The sequence below is a fragment of the Enterococcus sp. R12 genome (assembly GCF_058135755.1).
In genome coordinates this window covers 931,592-950,603 of the sequence record NZ_CM176874.1, presented here as the reverse complement: position 1 = coordinate 950,603, position 19,012 = coordinate 931,592, and the positions used below count along the sequence as shown (strand labels likewise).

General features: G+C 41.1%; 17 protein-coding genes and 1 pseudogene. 1 reads left to right on the top strand and 17 read right to left on the bottom strand.

Annotated features, from left to right (window positions below; genetic code table 11):
* The first annotated feature begins 125 nt into the window (after positions 1-125).
* Complete coding sequence (locus ACTW1R_RS04460) at positions 126-920, top strand: MerR family transcriptional regulator (RefSeq protein ID WP_156236007.1); 795 nt, start codon at positions 126-128, stop codon at positions 918-920.
* A 59-nt stretch (positions 921-979) separates the two neighbouring features.
* On the opposite strand, the pseudogene ACTW1R_RS04455 reads toward ACTW1R_RS04460, so the two are convergent.
* The 17 genes and pseudogenes from ACTW1R_RS04455 to ACTW1R_RS04375 all read right to left on the bottom strand — a co-directional run.
* Positions 980-1,186 (bottom strand): annotated as a pseudogene (locus tag ACTW1R_RS04455) (PTS glucose transporter subunit IIA); the annotation flags it as partial.
* 204 nt (positions 1,187-1,390) lie between these two features.
* Entirely contained in the window at positions 1,391-2,245 is an 855-nt protein-coding gene (locus ACTW1R_RS04450) for a GRP family sugar transporter (RefSeq protein WP_156236009.1), read from the bottom strand.
* A gap of 102 nt (positions 2,246-2,347) precedes the next feature.
* Positions 2,348-4,933 (bottom strand): glycoside hydrolase family 38 N-terminal domain-containing protein, encoded by a 2,586-nt coding sequence (locus ACTW1R_RS04445; RefSeq protein WP_156236011.1) that lies wholly within the window; start codon positions 4,931-4,933, stop codon positions 2,348-2,350.
* Between the two features lie 2 nt (positions 4,934-4,935).
* Positions 4,936-6,072 (bottom strand): PTS fructose transporter subunit IIC, encoded by a 1,137-nt coding sequence (locus tag ACTW1R_RS04440; protein ID WP_071859233.1) that lies wholly within the window; start codon positions 6,070-6,072, stop codon positions 4,936-4,938.
* Positions 6,062-6,379, bottom strand: coding sequence for a PTS fructose transporter subunit IIB (locus tag ACTW1R_RS04435; protein ID WP_008380922.1), 318 nt, complete (start codon positions 6,377-6,379; stop codon positions 6,062-6,064). The genes ACTW1R_RS04440 and ACTW1R_RS04435 overlap by 11 nt, the downstream gene beginning before the upstream one ends.
* Positions 6,380-6,402: 23 nt before the next feature.
* Positions 6,403-6,852 (bottom strand): PTS sugar transporter subunit IIA, encoded by a 450-nt coding sequence (locus ACTW1R_RS04430; protein WP_086297724.1) that lies wholly within the window; start codon positions 6,850-6,852, stop codon positions 6,403-6,405.
* A 1-nt stretch (position 6,853) separates the two neighbouring features.
* Positions 6,854-8,758: a BglG family transcription antiterminator gene (locus tag ACTW1R_RS04425; RefSeq protein WP_271814936.1), complete on the bottom strand. Its 1,905-nt coding sequence runs from the start codon at positions 8,756-8,758 to the stop codon at positions 6,854-6,856.
* Positions 8,759-9,061: 303 nt separating this feature from the next.
* Positions 9,062-10,891, bottom strand: coding sequence for a lantibiotic ABC transporter permease (locus tag ACTW1R_RS04420; RefSeq protein ID WP_271814937.1), 1,830 nt, complete (start codon positions 10,889-10,891; stop codon positions 9,062-9,064).
* A complete protein-coding gene (locus tag ACTW1R_RS04415; RefSeq protein ID WP_368854524.1) occupies positions 10,866-13,130 on the bottom strand; it encodes a glycosyltransferase family 2 protein in 2,265 nt (754 codons plus the stop codon). The genes ACTW1R_RS04420 and ACTW1R_RS04415 overlap by 26 nt, the downstream gene beginning before the upstream one ends.
* Complete coding sequence (locus ACTW1R_RS04410) at positions 13,127-14,167, bottom strand: bifunctional glycosyltransferase family 2/GtrA family protein (protein WP_005225347.1); 1,041 nt, start codon at positions 14,165-14,167, stop codon at positions 13,127-13,129. Before ACTW1R_RS04410 ends, ACTW1R_RS04415 begins: the two co-directional genes overlap by 4 nt.
* Positions 14,168-14,226: 59 nt before the next feature.
* Positions 14,227-15,279 (bottom strand): GGDEF domain-containing protein, encoded by a 1,053-nt coding sequence (locus tag ACTW1R_RS04405; protein WP_005225346.1) that lies wholly within the window; start codon positions 15,277-15,279, stop codon positions 14,227-14,229.
* 332 nt (positions 15,280-15,611) lie between these two features.
* Positions 15,612-16,721 (bottom strand): GGDEF domain-containing protein, encoded by a 1,110-nt coding sequence (locus tag ACTW1R_RS04400; RefSeq protein WP_123834635.1) that lies wholly within the window; start codon positions 16,719-16,721, stop codon positions 15,612-15,614.
* Positions 16,722-16,725: 4 nt separating this feature from the next.
* Positions 16,726-17,433, bottom strand: coding sequence for an EAL domain-containing protein (locus ACTW1R_RS04395; protein ID WP_074932405.1), 708 nt, complete (start codon positions 17,431-17,433; stop codon positions 16,726-16,728).
* 375 nt (positions 17,434-17,808) lie between these two features.
* On the bottom strand, positions 17,809-18,216 hold the full coding sequence (locus tag ACTW1R_RS04390) for a NusG domain II-containing protein (protein WP_005237322.1): 408 nt from the start codon (positions 18,214-18,216) through the stop codon (positions 17,809-17,811).
* 25 nt (positions 18,217-18,241) lie between these two features.
* A complete protein-coding gene (locus ACTW1R_RS04385; RefSeq protein ID WP_015509167.1) occupies positions 18,242-18,637 on the bottom strand; it encodes a hypothetical protein in 396 nt (131 codons plus the stop codon).
* A gap of 37 nt (positions 18,638-18,674) precedes the next feature.
* Positions 18,675-18,845, bottom strand: a complete 171-nt coding sequence (gene rpmF / locus ACTW1R_RS04380) for a 50S ribosomal protein L32 (RefSeq protein WP_005225341.1) — start codon at positions 18,843-18,845, stop codon at positions 18,675-18,677.
* Between the two features lie 29 nt (positions 18,846-18,874).
* The gene (locus ACTW1R_RS04375; protein WP_218212891.1) at positions 18,875-19,009 is read right to left on the bottom strand and encodes a putative metal homeostasis protein; all 135 of its coding nucleotides are present in this window, start codon (positions 19,007-19,009) and stop codon (positions 18,875-18,877) included.
* Positions 19,010-19,012 lie beyond the last annotated feature (3 nt).

Here is a 19,012-nt window from a genome sequence, read left to right as displayed (position 1 = left end):
TTTCAAATAAACCTGCAAAAACTTCTTTTTATCAAATAATCGAAGCTTTTTCTTTTTTAACGACCGAACAAAAGGTATACTCTAGTTATAAAGTATCCCTTAAAGGGAAGGTCAAGGAGAAATTTATGGAGACCAAACATTTGATCACCATCGGTCAATTAGCAAAAATCAGCGATGTCCATGTGAAAGCCTTGCGGTATTATGAGCGAATCGGTCTTTTGCCACCCACTTACGTCAATCCTGAAAATGGGTATCGCTATTTCAGCCATACCCATGTCTATCTGATTGAAGTCATTCGATTATGGACAGATCTTCAGCTTCCATTGAAAACACTGAAAGAATTTGTTTCCACAGATGGAGTCCAAGTCGAACTAACAAATTTGATCGATTTTGCCACGAAAGCGGCAATAGAGAAAATAGCGGAAATGAAAGAAAAAGTTACCTTATTAACCGAAATAAAAACGGAGATCCAACGTTCGGAAGAAATCAAAAAGCGTGAAGTTGTCCACACATTGGAAATTCCTGAAGCTCATTTTTGGCTAGTTCCTTATGAAGGAAATATTGGTGATATTGCTTACCACCAAAATATGGCAGCGGCTTATGATACCATCGTTTCACATCAGCTAACGCCTACCTATGAGTGTGGCTTAATCAGCTTTGTGGATCAGAATAAGTTCGAGACCTATCTCTTTATCGAATTAGCAAAAACAAATGGAATCAAAGAAATGGAACAAATCCTTCATTTACCAGCAGCGACCTATGTCACCCTAACAACAAAGGAATCAAACATTCAAAAAGCAAGTACCGTCTTTTCAGACCTTTTGCGTACATCAAAACCTCGCGTCCTGTTCCAAACGGAACTTTTTTCAGAAGTCGTTAATGCTGATGCCTTCAGTTATGAGATTTGTTGTTCGCTATAAGAAACGTTTCGTATGCCAGCCGTTCCTTTTATTGATGTGCATTCCGTATAAATCAACCTTCAGACACCACAAAAGCCGATCCTCTCTAGAGTAGGATCGGCTTTTATCAGCGGTTGGCTCTTTTTGATTGCTTGATTTGCTTCAACAAGGGGCGTAAAGTGCCTTCCCTCTAGCTCTACGGTGGCAACACCGATATGGGTCGAAAGTTCGACATCTTGCTCACTGGTCAAGACGATCACATGCTTTGTCGGAACTAAGGCAGCAACTACAACATCAAAGAAAAAGAAGAAATGATCCTATTTTGCCACTTGTTTAAATAAAAAAATGTGGCATAAGTTAACTATTCATGTTCTAAACAAAACAAAAAAAGAGTGGCTACCCACTCTTTGATTTTTAAATAAATTATTTATTTGTTAAACTATTATCTGCTATTTTATTGGTCGCTAACTAAAATTGCTCAACTGATAAATTTATTTCAACCAACTCATCCCTAATACACCAACAATATAGAGCAAGCTACCAAGAGCAACAAATTGCTTTTCTCTGCCAACTTTTCGTTCCTTTAAGAAAATAATACTTCCAAAGGTGGCAACAAGTAAGCTCATTTGAGAAAATGAATAGGTTACGCCTACACCCAAAGAAGACGACACAGCGAATAACGAAGCATTCGCGAGAACCCAAGTGCTACCAGTACCTAAATTGCGGATTATTTTGCGGAAACGCAGTTGTTTCTTACTTTTCAAGGAAATCACGCTTCCCCCGAGAAACATCCCTACTGCCTGAGGCAAGAAAATCTGTGCGCCACTTATCTGAAACAGACCAGTGACTGTCACATATAGCATCAAAAAAGCTGAAGAACAACATAGATAAAGAAGTACTTGCTGTGATAAGCTTGTTTTCTGATGAGTTGTCTTAGTTACAAGGAAAACACCTGTTAGGATGACTCCTAGTGCCATGATTGAGAAAATTACCGTCGTTAAATCTTTCCATTCTTTGAGAAAGAAGCCAGATGCTAATGTAACAAATAATAATTGGGTACCGACGGAGACGGGCATTACTTTAGAAACCTCCGCTTTTTCCAAAGCGAGAAATTGGAAGTATTGTCCGCAAGCCCAAAAAACCCCAGATAATAAACTGATGAAAAATGGCACCATGGCATAACTCACTTGATTCAAAAAACCAAATACACTACCGAAAATCAAGGCTGCGATTGTTGTTCCTAGCAGTTGTTCCTCTGATTTCCCTCCCATCAATTTAGCGACGATTGGCATTAAGCCCCATCCTAGTGCAGGCAGTGAGGCAAGCAATAAAAGTTGTACGGACATAAAAACTCCTTCTAAACATTGTAAAAAGCGAGAACACAAAATCTTGTAGAGGAAAACGTTACAGAAGCAATTCCTTCTCGACAAATTTTGTGTTCTTTATTCCTATTTTTTAGTTAATAAATAGGTTGCTACCCCATAAGCATGGATGATATGATCCGCTTCAAGCGGTTCTTCTAATGCATTGATTCGTTGATATGCGTACCCATTAAATAATTTTTTTGGCTCAAGAGATCGTTCTTTGTTTGTTGAATTGACGAAACGGATAACGATTCCCTCAGAGTAATACGCATTATGAAGCGCACTGACTCCCACACCTGGTTCTAAGCTGCAGGACAACAAAGAAAGAGACATATCGGTCAGAGATAATGGATCAATGCGCTTTTGAATTTTATTATCTATGCGATAAATAAAGTAATTCAAATCTTGCAATTGATAAGAAATCGATGGCTGTTCTTTAACAGTTTTCCAAGCAGCCAACAACTCTTCAGAAATAGCTGTTGATGCAACTCGCAGGGAAAAATCGAAGACCATCTCATAGTTTTCCATTTGAGCAAGAGGCGTTTCCATCATAATATGTCCCTTTTTGGTTGTATCGCCAGAAGCGCGACCTGGTCGATACAACAAATCCGGTTTTCCAAGGGAGTCGGTTGTAGCTAGTACCGTTACATATAAGGAGTCGTCGAGATATTCATACTCTTTGCTCTGCTCACTATAAAAAACGAGGGCGTTTTCTTTATCATAAACAACCACTTGTTTTTCAAATGGTTCAATATTGACGGGTTTTTCTGCATATTTTTCTTGCCAATTTTCCAGTGTTTGATTTCTCTTTTCAAGATAACCAAATTGAATGGCTGCAACCGCTCTTTCTATCGGCTTGTTTAGTCGAGCTTTCACTCGAATCCGATGATTTAAAAGCGTATTTTTAAAACGTAGCTTTGCGTTTACCTCACCGTTTTTTGTCAGTTGGAGGATCAATGTATAGGCGAATGTTTTGGTGGCGATCCCTTTCATCCGTTCTTCGATCGTATACGGTAGATGTAAACTTCCTTCCAAAACCAACGTTTCTTGCTTTCCTTTGCAGCTGGCAAAAGAAAGCGTGATCGGTTGATCATTCAAAATAGGCGAATAGTCATACGTATCACCGGCATTACTATCATCGATGATCGACAAGAAATCCACGATCTGTTGTTTTCCATCTGAATAAATCAGGTGGCCGTCTTCAAAGGAAAGCGTATATTTCCCATTTCTAATCCATGTGTTTTGATCTAAAGAAAATTCGGGAGTTGTCTCTTGCTCTTCAAATGTAAAGACTCGATAACCAAGGCCTGAAAAGGCACAAGTCACTTGAACAGTTAACAGATAATACCCCTCTTCTTCAATAAAACGGTTGCCAGCAGGCGTTTCTTCCATAATATTTTTCCTGCTTGGGATATACACTGCTTCAAGAACAGATGAATCAGCTCCAATAACCTTGATATTGTTGGTTCTGGATACGATCTTAACGAATTTCTCCCCTTGAAATGGCACTGGTGTTGGATGAAGAATCAGAAATTGATTGGCTTGTAAAGCGAGTCCTTCACTGATTCTTTTTAAAATCAAATTTTCAATACTAGCACAAATCTCACTGATTTCTTTTAATCGATGACTGATATCTTGAGCAACACTATCTGATACACAGCCTGCCAAACTATCATGGGCTTGACATTCAAATAACTTTTTCCAAGCTTTCATTAGCAATCGATTACTTAATTCAACCCCTAAATCTTTCGCAATAACTAGCATTGGTTCAATTTCTAAGACTAATTTGTTTTCTAATCGAAATATCTCACGTTTCAGATCCATTCGTACAGAACCAATTGTTTTGTGGACCCGAGCAAAAACCGGTGCACGAAACTCTCCTTGATAAACTTCCAGTTCTTTTTGACGGACGATCTCCATAAATGCTGGATAGGTGCTCAATTGATACTTGTATTTTCCAAGCTGATTGATTTTCGTTAGTTTTTCTTCTATGGCAGAAACAATGCCTAACTGATCATTTCCAGTTGGAATCAAGATTTCAGGTTCATTCGCGTAGCTCTTAATAAAATCGACACCTTTATCGAGTCTGCCATCTACATAACTGCTCGTTGGCTCCAATTGCTGCTGTGCACCATATCCTTGAGGAAAATTCACCGCATACAGTGAATCTTGCCCACTTAAACTCGTCCATTTAAAGTAAGGGGATTTGACCTGTTCCCCTAAATCGATGCCTCGCCAAAAGATAATGTTATCAAGTCCAACTTCGTTCAATATGGTTGGCATTTGAGCATTAAAACCAAATGTATCTGGCAAATAGCCGATCGGCATATAGCTGCCATATTTTTTGCTATCAAATATACCAATCATGGCATTTCGAATGATGGACTCACCAGAAGCAAAAAAGGCATCTGTTTGGGTGTACCAAGGACCGATGAACAATTGACCATTGGCGATCAACTCTTTGACCTCAGTCAAGCGCTCAGGATATAGTTCTAAATAATCGTCAAGAATAGACAGTTGTCCATCTAGCACAAAAGAAGCAGTCGGTTGCCTCTTTAGTTCTTTTAGTACATCACTAAATAATTGGTCACTCAAAACGACACAGTCCATTGAAGTAAAATACCATTCACGATCCCAATGGGTGTGGTTTACTATGTGTACATTTGTCATAGCTATGCTTCCCACTGCTCTTCCCAAGCAGCTTCGTCAAATTCTTCCATCGTGGTATCTGTTTCTTTCCCCGCATCTTTTGAACGTAGCAAGCTTGTACAAATCGCAATGAATAATGAGCCGGTAGCAATCGATAAAACATACAGTGGCCATTTTTCTACAGTGAACCAGCCATAAAAACCAGAGATTGGGGCTGTATTGACAGCTCCTAGACCAACAGCCATTGCAGAACCAATCGCTGAACCAATCATATTCACTGGGATCACTTTTAGTGGATTTTCCACCGCAAATGGGATCGCTCCTTCTGAAATGCCTACTAGACCCATAATGATCGACGATTTTCCTGCTTCTTTTAATTCGTTATTGTATTTACTCTTGGCAAAAACAGTCGCTAAACCTAAACCAATTGGTGGAATAATGATTGCCACTTGCGCTGCAGTGTTTGGTGCATAAACGTTACTTGTCAATAAAGCCATCGCGGTTGTCACAGCTGCCTTATTTACTGGTCCCCCAAGGTCAAATCCAACCATTGCCCCTACAACTGCCGCCATCACGATCGCATTTCCGCCACTCAATCCGTTCAACCATGACTCTAAGCCTACATTGATAGCTGCAAATGGTGTACCGATCACATAATTCACAAGTAGGACAGTGACTAAAGTACCTAAAACAGGAACTAAGAACACTGGAACTACCGATGCCATCGATTTTGGCAGCTTTATATGGTTTTTGATCCACAAGCAAATGTACCCAGCGATCAGCCCTGAAACAATTGCGCCTAAGAAGCCTGCGTTAATGTCTTTTACTAACATACCTCCAACAAGACCAGGGGCAATCCCTAGCTTATCGGAAATCGAATAAGCAATAAATGCCGATATTACGGGAAACATCAATCCTAAAGCGATGCCACCGAATCCATCTAAACTATGGAGTAATCGGATGATCGTATTCGCACTTTCTCCATGAGAGGCGTCCCAAATATCGACGATCCCAAATATTGATCCGCCTACTCGAGAAATCGCCATGATAACTGCTCCGGCAATCACCAGAGGAATCATATAAGATATTCCTGTTAAAACATGATTTTTCATTTCACTTGCCAACTTTTTCATCTGATTTTCCTCCTCTTTATTGATCAATCAGCTTTAATGCATCTTCAATTACTTTTTCTGCATTTTTTATAGGGGCTGCTACCGGGACTTTAAGGATCTCCTTGCCATTGAAACGCTCTTCATTTCTCACTTTCGTATCGACGGCAAAAATCACGACTTCCCCAATTTGACAATCCCGCTCGTTCAATTCATTTTCGATACCTGTTGCTCCTTGTGTCTCAACCTTGATTAAATCCCCACGTTTCGCTGCTGCTTTTTTTAGCGCCTGTGCCGCCATAAAGGTATGGGCAACTCCTGTGGCACACGCCGTTACTGCAATAATTTTTCTCTTCATTCTTCTTTCTCCTTTTCTCCGTTTTATTCGCTTAATAGTTTCGCGATAATCTCTTTATCTGTTTCGCTTTTCAGCGCTTCTGTGATGTCTTCATCCATCAATTTCATGGCAATTTCTGATAAGATCCGTAAATGGGTGTCTCCTTGATGTTCTTCAGGAATAGCAAGCATAATCACAACCGTTACTGGTTCATCATCTAAGGATTGCCATTCTAATGGTGCCTTTAACCGAGCAAAAACGATTGCGGGTTCAGAAACTGCACGACTTTTTCCATGGGGGATTGCTATATTATTGCCTATTCCTGTGGTCGAGTGATCTTCTCTTTCCATAACTGATTGAACATACTCATTTTCGGATTGAACAATTCCTTCAGTTACCAATATTTTTGCTAATTGACGGACCACTTCTTCTTTAGTGGTTGCCTCTAGACCAAGAACAATATGTTCAAAAGGTAGTAGTGTTTCTATATTCATATTATGTTCCCCCTTGTAAATACTTTTTTAATTCCTCTTTCGTCCCTTTAAGGAGGAAGGTTCGTTCATCTGATTCCATCACATTAAGCATCGTGTCATAGATTTCCTCAAGTTCTTGTACAGTTTCATCTTTGATACAGATGAAAAAGACATATTTCACCTTTGTTTCTCCCCAGTGGATCTCATTATTAAGACGTAAAAATACAATCGCTGATTTTTTCACGTATTCTGGTGTACCATGAGGTGTTGCGAATCGTCCAAAAGAAGTAAAGGAAAGCTGTTCCCTTTTTAGTGAAGAGTCAATCATTTCCTCGTTTACATACCCACGAGTAATCAATTGCTCCCCAATAAATGTAATCACCTCTTGATAATCTTCAAAATGATGATCTAAAAAAATCAAGTCCTCATGAATCAATTTCGCAAACTGATTGAAAGAACCATTTTGTTTTTCTTCGATTTTTCTTAAAAAGGCTTCTATTTTTCGCTGCTCATCTTTATTCAGTACAGGTGAAACATGGATTGTTGGAATCGAATCGATTTTTAAATCCACTGTCGATAAAATCAAGTCCTCATAAATATTGGTCTGAATCAACTCTTGAATTGAAAGAATCCTGGAAATATCGATTTGCTCATAATTTCTCCGAATACGAGCAGCTAATAGCTGTGAAGTGCCTTTCCCACTGCTACAAACTAATAAGACACTCACTTTCTTCGGTTGTTTTTCTTCTCGTTGTTCTTTCATCACTTGGATGTGTACGGCCAGAAAGGCAACCTCATCTTCGGGGATCGAAATCGAAAAATGCCAATTTAAGGCACGAGCTAATCGAAGCGCTTCCTCAAAAGACAAAGGGAAATTCTTCTTCACATCATTTAGAAAAGGGTTATGAATGACTAATCCTTTTTGAATGCGATAAATAGCTTCTTTGATGTGTGATACCAATCCTAACAAAAGACTTTCATTGCGTAGGGAGATCGTTTCATGAATCAATTTGCGTATCGTTTCATCAAGCAAATCATCGGAGTCATTCTTCTTCACCAACGAATCCCCATAGATATGAAGCGAAATATAATGAACTTCCGAAACTGGCAACGACAGAGAAAACGTTTCTTCTATTGAAGCAATAAAACGATAAAAAGCTCTATTCTCCATCAAAGGATGTCTTCTTTCTTCGAAAGTCAGATAATTCTTCTCTTTGACCCGATCAATCATGATGATTAGATGAAGCAATAGTGAGTGATAGGCAGCATCATTAAGCGTAATTTGTTCTTTTTTCAAATACTCTTGTAAGAGCGTATCAACTAAAGAAATCTTTGTCAGGTCAATAAAATCATTAACAAACTGAGGAATTCCTTGAATCGAATGCAAATAGCGTTGCTGCTCTTGTGTTATTTTCCAATTTCCACCCCAGAAATAGTAGATCAAATCAAATGCTAAACGACGTTTTTCTTGTTCTGACAAATTCAAAAAGGAACCCTTCCCCGGTAAAACTTCAATCGTAACGTTAAAATGACGAAAGATCTCGCTTACCTGCCCCATGTCATTTTCTAAAGTTGATTTACTGATGTAAAGTGCATCTTGTAGTTGTTGACGCGTAAAATACGTTTTTTGTTTCAGTATTTCAAAGCAAAGAAACTGAATACGATCTTTTTTGCTCGTCGGTAAGTTTGATTCCTCGTGCCCATCAAGATACTTTAGAATTTCAGCTGAATCGCCATCAAGAAATACCCCTACTCTAGGTTTGCGAACAAGCCTTATTGCTGTTTCCTGCAAAAATTCATCAATTCTCTTTAGCGATTGCGAAACTGTCTTTTGCGAAAGCGACATATGCAACCCAATTTTAGCAACCGTTGTTGGTCCATTTTCTAAGAGATATCGAATAATTTCTTTTTCCCGTTCACTGATCATGAAACTATCACCTCATCTACATTACTAATGGTAGCTTTTTCTTAAAAAAATGAAAACACTTACTTTTACTGCATTCATTACAGTAATTCATAGGCACTGAATATATTGCACCGTTTTTTTCATGTGTACTTTTTCGTTTAATCCAGATTATTTACATGTCCTTTGGTATTTTCATAGTATAGAGGATATTACTCAGTGGGAACAGAAAAAAAATACCAATGAACAAACGAACTGTCGTCTGTTTCATTGGTATTTTAACTTTTGATTCTCTAATAACGAGACACGCTTGAAAAATTCCTTTCCTTAACGCCCCAACACCTCCGCCACCGAATATACGCCTGGGGCAAAGGTCTTGCCTGTTAGCTTCTTCGTCATGGCATTAAAGGTATAGTGCTCTTCTAAGACGACGACTTCATCGTATTGCTTTAAAAGCGTGCGAAAATCTGCATCGGATAAGAGGAAATTCTCTCGGCCATCGACATTAGGTGAAAACAAGTAATATTTTCCGACATAGCCAACTAAGTAGCTATCTACTGCTTCTTTGTTAGTACTGACCACCAAATATTTTTTCTCGTTTAGGTCAAAGTGATCGCCAGTAACGGCTGAAACTTGTGCTGGAATCGAAGCAGCATATTCACGATTGGTATAACGCATGCCATTGTTTTCTGAAAGGATCAGCAATGTCGCAAAAAACAACAGAATCAAAGTACTGTATTGATAGATTTTTTTCGTGGTCAAGCTGGCAAAACTACGGTAGTTTCGCCGATCGATCGCTTGTTCATGATACAAATGATCAATGCCTCTGACCATGAAAAAGGTCATTAAGCCAAGTGCTAAAATCACGATACTTGAGGCATAGCGATCGAACCCTGCCAAAGACAATGCTTCATCAGTGGGCATCGAGAACAAGAACATGGCATAGATTCCTAAATAATACCCCCCAATGATACCATCGATCAACAGCAGTTCTTTTAAAAATGGATTGCGTTTTTTCATGATAAATCGGACAAATAGCCAACTGCCCAACAGGATGACCTGGATCAAGAGAATCCCTTGCGTGGAGATCGTCGCAACATCCGTGATCGTTTTGACAAACACATCCGTAATCTGCTGCAGTATCTGAGAATCCTTTTCACCAAAAATCTGTTTATAAGCGGTCACGCTGACTTCATGCTTCGATTTAGGAAAATTCGCTTTGACATGCAGGTTCCAAAGAATCGCTGGCAGGACAGATAGCCCAATGGCAGCTAATCCTACAATCATCATGCCCAGTCGTTGCCGCCAACGAACTGATGCCTGCCACAAGCAGACTAGTAAATAGCCGCCTAAAATCAGCAGAAAAAAGACGGCACTATTTTTGACCAAATCAAGAGAGGCGCCAATCAAAAGAAAGAAACCGATCGACGGTAATACTTTGCCTTTTAAAGCGAATAAGCCAGCGATGCCAGCTAAAGTCAACATTGGCAGGATAAAGTCTACTAACAAATTATTCATTCGAATCGCAATATTAAAATAATTGAAAACCGCCATACTGGTGAAGATCAGGGCAAAAGCCAGCTTTCTTTTCGGATCACGAATAATCGCAAAGAAACTATACAGACTACAGAAAATCAAAATCAATTGACCAATCAGCAAGACATTCTCATGATAGCCAACGATGATCGATGTATAAGTAACAAACAGCGAGCTGCCTAAAGGATAGGAAGTAAAACTGATGATGGCATCGGCTGCCGTTGGCAATTGTCCCTGCGTATAAAGGAATTTAACGATCGTCGCCCAATGGGAGAAGTTGTCATAGTGGGTCAAATGACTGTGAAGCAATGTTAAAACGAACAAAGCAAAATAGCCGTAAAACCACAGCATGATGGGCTCTTGTAAGCCCCACCGTACCTGATAGCGCTCCTGCCAAAAACGCCAAACGCATAATAGTAAGCCAAGACCAAATAAAACCCATGCCCCCCAGATCAACCATCCTTTTGGACCATATGCGACAAAGGAAAGAACGAGGATCGGCAAACAGCAAGCAGCGATCCAGCTGATGTGTTTGGGAAAATGGCAAACTCGTACAAAAAGATAGGCATAGCCAGCTAATGATAAACCAAAGAGACTAAATCGCAGCAGGATCTCGATCATCATCTTCCTCCTTTCTCAGCAAGCTGTCTACCCATTCTTGAAAGGGTGCTGTAAAACGCAGCTCGGAAAGATTGCTTACTTGATAAATCACTTGATTTTCTGTTGGTTGAAGCGTTGCTTTTTCAGCGTGAAGCACAAGATTACTGATCGGTAAGGTTAGATGGGTCGGCATCTCGACTTCTTCTGTTTTTGCCAACGTGAGCTGGTCAAAACCAAACGTTGTGACCGTATAGGTTCCTTCATCAAAGTTCCATTTTTGATCAATGGTCAGTATGGGCACTCGTTGAGGCGGCAATGGCTTTTGTTTGGCTTGCAGCAGATGCTTACCGAGATTTTCAAAAAGACTGTCAAAGAAGGTCATCCACGGATCACGCAGAACTGGCAAGCTTTGATTGAAGCCATCATAAATGATCTGCAAATAAGCCAAGTAGTCTTTTTCTGATAATTGGTGTAAAGCAACCCCATAGACCCAGCGATCCTTGCCTGAAAAGACGCGGACGACGTTTCCCGTCATCTCTGCTTGGTAGCCATTACGGGTGATTTTAAACGTCAGCTGCGCATCTGGCGGAAAATAAAGAGGAACGTCAGAAACGAAGGACAAGCCGTTTTCTGAGATATTTTCTGTCATCAAAGAATAGCTGGCGTCTTGGTCGGAAACTTCAACAGGATAATGGGCTCTGAACCGTTCCGTCGTTCGGTAAATCGGGCGACCGAGATAAAATAAGACCGCAAAGGTTAAGTTAAAGAAATGGGTCAGCAGCCAGAAGGTCAACACGCTGCCATAGAAAATCTCTGAACCGAATTTGCCGTAATTAAACTTCACTAAGCCGATAATCGTCAAAATCAACAGCAACAAATGCGGCACCACAAACAACAAGTCTTTTTTAGACTGAGTTGCTGCTTTATTGGTCACTTTGAAACGGGTCTCTTTGATGCCAATGGCTTGTAAAAAGACAGGAATCACTAGGTAAGGTGCAAAAATCGTTTCCTGGATCTCGCCCCAGCGCTGCGTTCGAATATCACTGCTCAAATCCTGCATCGCCAAATGCAAGAACGTATAGCTTGGCAGCCAAAACAGCAGCAAGACCCAAAAGTTGGTCTCTACGACCCTTACATTAAAGACGGTGTACAAAATCGGCGCGAAAATAAACAGCAACCGACGCAAAAACGACCACCAATACAAATAACTGTTTAAGAAAACCATTTTTTGCGCCAAAGACAACGTCTTGTTCTTAAAAAGATGGAGATTGTGGACACTTTGGACCACTCCTCTTCCCCAGCGAATCCGCTGCTTTAAGGCACTTGGGATATCAATGGGAGACAGACCGCTGGCCATGGGCTGCAGTGTTGATAAACTGCGATAACCTTGGCAATTGATCAAGGCACCTAATTCAAAATCTTCCGTGATCGTGTCCGTCGGAAATCCGCCAGCGGCTTCGATCGCTTCTCGTGCGATCACCGTATTGGAACCTGTATAAATAGCTGTATCATGGGCGTTGTTCAAAACATTGACTTCTCTGGAAAAGAAGTCCTGCTCGTTAGGGATCGCCGCTTCTGAAAAAAGATTGTACTGAAAAAGATCCGCATTGTAAAAACTTTGCGGTGTTTGGACAAAGCCCAACGGTTTGATGGTCTGATCTTTGCGGCGTTCCTGCTGATTTGCCACAAAATATGGCACTGTTTCCAGCAAAAAATCTGAGTAAGGGATCATATCTGCATCAAAGGTCGCCACTAGCGGCGAATTGGTTTTTGACAATGCATGATTGAGATTGCCTGATTTGGCATGCTGATTGCCTGTCAATCCGATATAGCCGATGCCAAATTTATCTGCCAGTGCTTTGACCTCTGGACGGTTGGTGTCATCTGACAAGTAGATGTGAACTTTTTTGGGATCGGGGTATTTCATATGAACTGCCGCATTGACTGTTTTTAATAAAAGCGGCACTTCTTCATTATGGGTAGCAATCAACACATCGATCGCTGGATAGTCGGCTTCTGGCACGATCGGTTTTTCAAAAGGCTTTGCTTTGTTTTTGTTCCAAATCAACAGCAAGCCCGTAAAGTTCGATACGATCTCACTGCCCCAAAGCAGCAAACCAAACAGCAGGGCAAACCAAGACTCGTGCCATGGCAATGTATACAGCCCCCGCCATGATAAATAGATCAGTGAGAAGACAAACGCCAGAAAGTAAACGACTTTTTTCGCCCAAGGCAAACGTTTTTGTTCCACCTCAATCACTCCTTAAAGATGACATTTTTTTGCACATGGTAACTAAAGAAAAAGAGCAGGCAATCGACGCCTATTTTTAACAACACAGAATCCCCGATCGGCAGGATCAAATAGATCAGGTAGACGAGGAAAGAGGACAGCAAAATCTGTACGATCACTAATAAAAAATACTGCAGCATACTGTTCTTTGTCCGTTGACCAAAAACAAGCTCGCGATTGATGTAGTAATTGACGATCGCCGAAATCAAGCGGGCACCCAACGAAGCGATCACGATGGAGGACAGATCGATGACAGACAAGAAATGGATCAATAACGCATAGGCGATCACATCGACAAAAAAGGAGACCACAGATGAAAACAAATACTTCAAAAAGACGCTATAGATAGCGACGGAATCTGCCAAGACCCGAAAATGGGAAGAGGCATTTTCTTCAATATAGATAGTGGCGATCGGTTGCGAGAGAATCGGCCACCCCCGTTTCTGGGCTTCGATCAGCATCCGCGTTTCATATTCAAAGCGCTCACCTGAGATCGCCAACAAATCTGTCATGAATTTCCGAGGGAAAACCCTTAAGCCCGTCTGCGAATCCTCGATGGCAAGACCAGTCGCTAAACGTAGGATATTTCGGGTCAATATGTTGCCGAACTTACTCCGTAAGGGCACTTCTTTGCCAAAGGATCGGGTCCCTAAAATAATACTGTCGGGATGGGCTTGGGCCTTTGCTAAACAAGCCATCATATCGGTATACTCATGCTGCCCATCCGAATCAATGGTCACCATAAATTCAACAGCTGGCTGGTTTGTCAGCACTTCGGTGAGGGCGGTTTTGATGGCTGCGCCTTTTCCAAGATTCTTTGGATGGGTCAAAACCTGACAACCAAACTGCTGTGCCAATGCCGAAAAGACAGGCTGATAAGCTGCCCCACTGCCATCATCCACGACCAAAATCGGCAGGTGCTGGTTATGCAAACGAATTTTCTCCACCAGAGCCAGCAGTTTGTGGTCAGGTTCTAGCGAAGGAATCATGATTAAACTATTTTCCATATGCGCTCCTCATTTAAGGTAGTATTTTTGAAAATAAAAAAGAAAAGAAGCCAACTCCATCAGTAAAGACAGAGTTGGTCGCGACCGCTGCGCTTGGCTCGATACAATGCTTGATCGGCTCGTTCTTGTGTTTGCTGTAGCAACTCGCCCTTTTGCCGTTGTGCGATCCCAATCGACAACGTGATGCTGACCGAATCGCCTGCATCCAAGATGATCTCTTGGTAACGGATGCGCTTTTGGATTTTTTCGAGGAGATAAGCAGCAGCCTGTGCGTCTCCTTGGATCAAGATCGCAAACTCTTCCCCACCGATGCGATAGACCGGATTGCTCGCCGTACAGTAGGTCGAAAAAATACGAGCGATTTCTTGCAAAATCACATCCCCAGCACGGTGTCCGTAACGGTCATTGTAATTTTTGAAATGATCGATATCGATCAAAGCGATCGATAAGTCCACCTCGGTCGTGTCTAGGCGTTGGCGGTCATCTTGAAATTTACGGAAGTTGTTCAACTGCGTAAGATCGTCGATTTTGACCAATGCCAAAATGCGCTGCATATCATTTACTATCGAGTAAAGGAAAAACGCCAACGTATAGGCGAGAATGCCATAAACTATATAAATTAGGGTCGTTTTTTGAATATCGCCCGTCAGATAAAAACCAAAAAGAAAGGAGATAGCGATCAAGTAGGTAATTGATAGGAATAACTCTTGTTTGTCAGTAAATCGCCGTTTGGCCCAAGCATGCAGAAATGTCAGTGTCACTATCAAAAAAAACGTAAGATATAAGTTCAACCAAGACGATTTTGATACTTCAAACAAGAAACGCCCTAACGCTAGATTGACCATCGTCGGTACGGTCACCTTCCACCCCAGATATTTCATGGAAAAAGCGTAAAGCAAAAAGCGCAGGTCAAATCGCGTTTCATATACGACGTAAGAGAAATTCATCATCAGCATCCCCACCACGGTTTCACAAGCAATCGCAGCTGCGATCTGTTTCGCTTTGAACGTCCCTTGGCCAACGAATCCGTCACTGATTTTGAATAACAAATAAATATTGATGATAATTGCGCCTAAATTTGCGAGTGTATTGACAACCAACGTATTTGCCATTTCCTGTGCTTCCTTTCTAAAAAAAAGAACCCTTACTTGCTGATTCGACGGGACAATTCCAGAAACATTTCATTGGAAAAGCGGACAAAGCATCAAGTAAGAATCACTATTTATTATTGACAGTTTTTATCACTCTTGATTTAGAATAATTTACCAGAAATTATACATAGTTTCAATCTTTTTGTTGATATGCGAAGATTCTCAAGATAAACAAAAAAAGCAAAATGTATATTTTTTAAATAAATAACATTATTTCTTTATTATTACTAACTTTTTGTGCATAAAGATTTAATTCTTTGTGAATTTGTGCAAATCATTTTTTCATTATTTTTTTACGTCTCAGGTAAGGTGCACACCCGATTTCGACCACTTTGTTTTGCGAGATAGAGTGCTTGATCGGCTCTTTCGACGGCTGCCAAGATATCGCCATGACAAACGGTGCTCGCTTCAACGCCGCAAGACAAAGACATCGTCCCTTTTTCAAAATTGGCGACAGGAAACATACTGCTGGAAATAGTTTGACACAGCGTCGTCATCGCAGCTACGGTCTTTTCTTTGACATCCCCTTCGATCACGACACAGAACTCTTCGCCGCCATAACGATAAAAGGAAAAGGTCTCGGCAAAATGCGCCTCTAAAAAAATAGTTGTCCGTGTGGCAAAGGTTCTCAACAGCTCATTTCCAGCGATATGACCATAACGGTCGTTGACCTTTTTGAAGTGATCGAGATCGATCATGGCGATCGTCACAGTCTTTTTCTGTGAAACGGCTTGAAGCAGATCGTGGTTATAGGTCCCATAGTTGAAGCAGCCGGTCAATGCATCGATCTTACTATTCGCCAACTCTGCCAGTACTTGGTACTCTTCGCCTTCAATCAACCGATGCAGCCACATAAAGCCGCCCAACAGCACAAAAGAACCAACAAGTACTGCCAACATCGCTTCCCAGTCATAGGTCGTCGTATGATGGACCAACATCGAAAAACGCGGTGAGATCAGACAGGTCAAAAAATACATCAAATAAAATTGCTGTTGCGGACGCAGCGGCTTGATTTTTGATAAGAGAAAATCAAGGACAAAGACGCCGACACCTAATAGCGGTAAATAAAAGGCTTTGCCAATGTCAGAAAAACCGACAAACAGTAAATAGAAAACGACCATACACGGCGTTATCAAAATCAAGATCTTGCCACGATCACCATAGAAAAAATGACTCGCAATAAAAGCAGTTGTGTATTGATAACAGATAAACCCAACTGAATTCATTGAGAAAGAAAGAATAAAATACAAATGCGTAAACGTCAGAATACCAATAATAAAATACTTAAATGGACGAGAAACCGATATTTTTTGCACACTTCGTACAAAAACATCTGCGGTCACCAGTAAACTGGCAATCATCAGCGGCAAACCAAACGCCAAGAGCACGCCTCGTTCTAACATTCCATCACAATCGCTCTCCTTTAGACCATAAATATCCTTGTTGTAAATGAACCCCCATCTCAAGCAGCTGCGCCATCTTATCGCGGGTCTCGATGCCTTCAACGATCAACTCAAGCTGATACTTTTTGGCGACCTTCAACCAACAAGTCAAGAAACTAAACCCGATCTCCTCATCGAGCTGAATAAACGGCAGTAGTGAAAATTTCAAACAATCCACATTTTCAAGATTGGCAAAGACCAATGACAGGGTATTTTGGCCACAGCCGATGTCATCGACAGCGATCACATAGCCATAGGCTTTGATTTTTGCAAGGGCAGTAGACAAATCAAAAGAATCATGCTGACCTTTAACAGGATGCTCTGTTAATTCGATCTGCAACTGCTCTTTGTGGGCAGTCATCCCCTCAAAAAAAGTCCACGTTGACTGCCACAGCAGCTGTTGTGGATGAATATTGACACTAAAGCGGGTTTTCGGCTTTTTTTGGCACAACCGTTGCAACTCCTGGGCATACCACCCCATCAACTGCTGATTGCCGCTTTCAGATTGAATCATTGCGCTGAATTCTTGTTGCGGAAAGCGGTTGTTTTTCTCGCTGCGCAGCAAGACCTCATAGCCGTTCACCTCTTGCTGACTTAGCGATTCTACCTGCATGATTGGTTGACATAACAGATAAAAATTGTCTGTGTTTTCCCAAATTGTTTCATTTCCCATCTTCGTTAAGCCCCCATCTAGTAAAGTTATCACTTCCGAAAATTGGTCATATTTGTATCATCGCTCGTTCATAGTCCTTAGAAAAAGAAGCTTCAAAGGAACTGACTTGCCTAAGTATACCAAATAGAGCCGCAGTTCCCCAACTATTTTAGATGATTGGGCAGAAATTTTTGTGAACGATTGGACAGAGATTGTAGCTTTCACCCATAGTTCCTCTTTCTTCTGACAGTTGGAATTCTGCGCTTTTCTTGTATCAAAAACGCTGTTTCTGGCTGACTTACACGTTGGTCGATTGGCGGTTTTGACAGCTTCTTCTGCTCATCCTCATAAAAAAGCCAGCTGAACAGGAATTGTTCAGCTGGCTTCCTTTTTCTGTTAATAAATTAAATAGTCAGAGGCACCGGCTTGCTTGATCTCGATCACCAGCTTATGAGGCAGGCAAATGCTCGTCTGCCCATTGCGATAGATCCAGCTGGTTTTGACAGCAATCTGGTCGGGACTATTGTCTTCACGAACTCGGATCGCGCCATCTTTGATCTCGACGATATTGTACTGACCTTCTGCTGGATAGTAGGTTTTTTCCATCGCATCGATTTCTTCTAAGTTAAAACGGTCAACCTCTTCTCCATTGATCCGCACGATTGCATACCGATCGCCGGTATCACTTTGAGCTTGTGCTTCAAATAGAAAAAGCGGTAAAAAAGAGCCGACAACTAACAGAACAAACAGCAGATAATCATAGGGCTTTAAAAGTTTTAAAAATGGCTGGATCGTCTTTTTCATCACATGTACGCCTTTCACGGTTCATTCACTGTTGCTTTTTAGAAGGTAATCGCTCTTCAAAAAAAGCAGTTAGGTCGATGATCTCTTCCTCTGTGAAGGTTTCTTGCTCCCATTGGGCAAGAATTTGTTCTTGCAAAGCCAAATCCATTTCCCAAAAATGCTCGATCTTCTTGAAATGCTTTGAGTCAAAGGAACGAAACACGGGGTAGATCATCAAAAATTCTTCAAAGGTAAGATCCCAGTCCTCAGTATAATCTTTAACGACCCCTTCTGACAAGGCTTTTTCCGTCGGATCGCCGTTTTCTTTGATCAAGCCCGCTTCGTAAAAATGGCGATAGATTGCCTCTTTGGTGATCTCTGGATGAAATTTTTTACTGTGACGATAGGCTTCTTCAATCAATGACGGATAGATGATCTCCATTTTCCCCCTGCTTTCTGGACGGCGTCATAAGACGCCGTTAATTCTTTTCGATCGGGTGCTGCGCTTTATATTCTGCTAATGATACATGGTGGCTGCGCTTGAAGGTTCCTGTTGTCCCATCAAACGAAATCGCTGGTGCTTTGACGCCATAGTGGGTCCGGCGCTTATTCTTTTTTGCTTTTGATGTTTTTCTTGCAGGTACTGCCATGTCATTTCCAACTTTCTTTCACTTTCTCATTATGCATGCAGCTGCAATGCATTTTTTCGTTTATTTCGCTTAAATTCATGAATGATCTTTAATGCGCGTTTCCTTGTTTTGATGTTCGGGCTCTTTAAACGTCGATACGCACTAGACAAGTCCGTTTTTTCCATATT

Coding starts and splice junctions, on each gene's coding strand:
- ACTW1R_RS04435 (WP_008380922.1), bottom strand. CDS start 6,379: ATGAAGAGAAAAATTATTGCAGTAACGGCGTGTGCCACAGGAGTTGCC.
- ACTW1R_RS04410 (WP_005225347.1), bottom strand. CDS start 14,167: ATGGAAAATAGTTTAATCATGATTCCTTCGCTAGAACCTGACCACAAA.
- ACTW1R_RS04400 (WP_123834635.1), bottom strand. CDS start 16,721: ATGTTAGAACGAGGCGTGCTCTTGGCGTTTGGTTTGCCGCTGATGATT.
- ACTW1R_RS04430 (WP_086297724.1), bottom strand. CDS start 6,852: ATGAATATAGAAACACTACTACCTTTTGAACATATTGTTCTTGGTCTA.
- rpmF (WP_005225341.1), bottom strand. CDS start 18,845: ATGGCAGTACCTGCAAGAAAAACATCAAAAGCAAAAAAGAATAAGCGC.
- ACTW1R_RS04390 (WP_005237322.1), bottom strand. CDS start 18,216: ATGAAAAAGACGATCCAGCCATTTTTAAAACTTTTAAAGCCCTATGAT.
- ACTW1R_RS04450 (WP_156236009.1), bottom strand. CDS start 2,245: ATGTCCGTACAACTTTTATTGCTTGCCTCACTGCCTGCACTAGGATGG.
- ACTW1R_RS04445 (WP_156236011.1), bottom strand. CDS start 4,933: ATGACAAATGTACACATAGTAAACCACACCCATTGGGATCGTGAATGG.
- ACTW1R_RS04460 (WP_156236007.1), top strand. CDS start 126: ATGGAGACCAAACATTTGATCACCATCGGTCAATTAGCAAAAATCAGC.
- ACTW1R_RS04420 (WP_271814937.1), bottom strand. CDS start 10,891: ATGATCGAGATCCTGCTGCGATTTAGTCTCTTTGGTTTATCATTAGCT.
- ACTW1R_RS04395 (WP_074932405.1), bottom strand. CDS start 17,433: ATGGGAAATGAAACAATTTGGGAAAACACAGACAATTTTTATCTGTTA.
- ACTW1R_RS04375 (WP_218212891.1), bottom strand. CDS start 19,009: ATGGAAAAAACGGACTTGTCTAGTGCGTATCGACGTTTAAAGAGCCCG.
- ACTW1R_RS04405 (WP_005225346.1), bottom strand. CDS start 15,279: ATGGCAAATACGTTGGTTGTCAATACACTCGCAAATTTAGGCGCAATT.
- ACTW1R_RS04385 (WP_015509167.1), bottom strand. CDS start 18,637: ATGGAGATCATCTATCCGTCATTGATTGAAGAAGCCTATCGTCACAGT.
- ACTW1R_RS04425 (WP_271814936.1), bottom strand. CDS start 8,758: ATGATCAGTGAACGGGAAAAAGAAATTATTCGATATCTCTTAGAAAAT.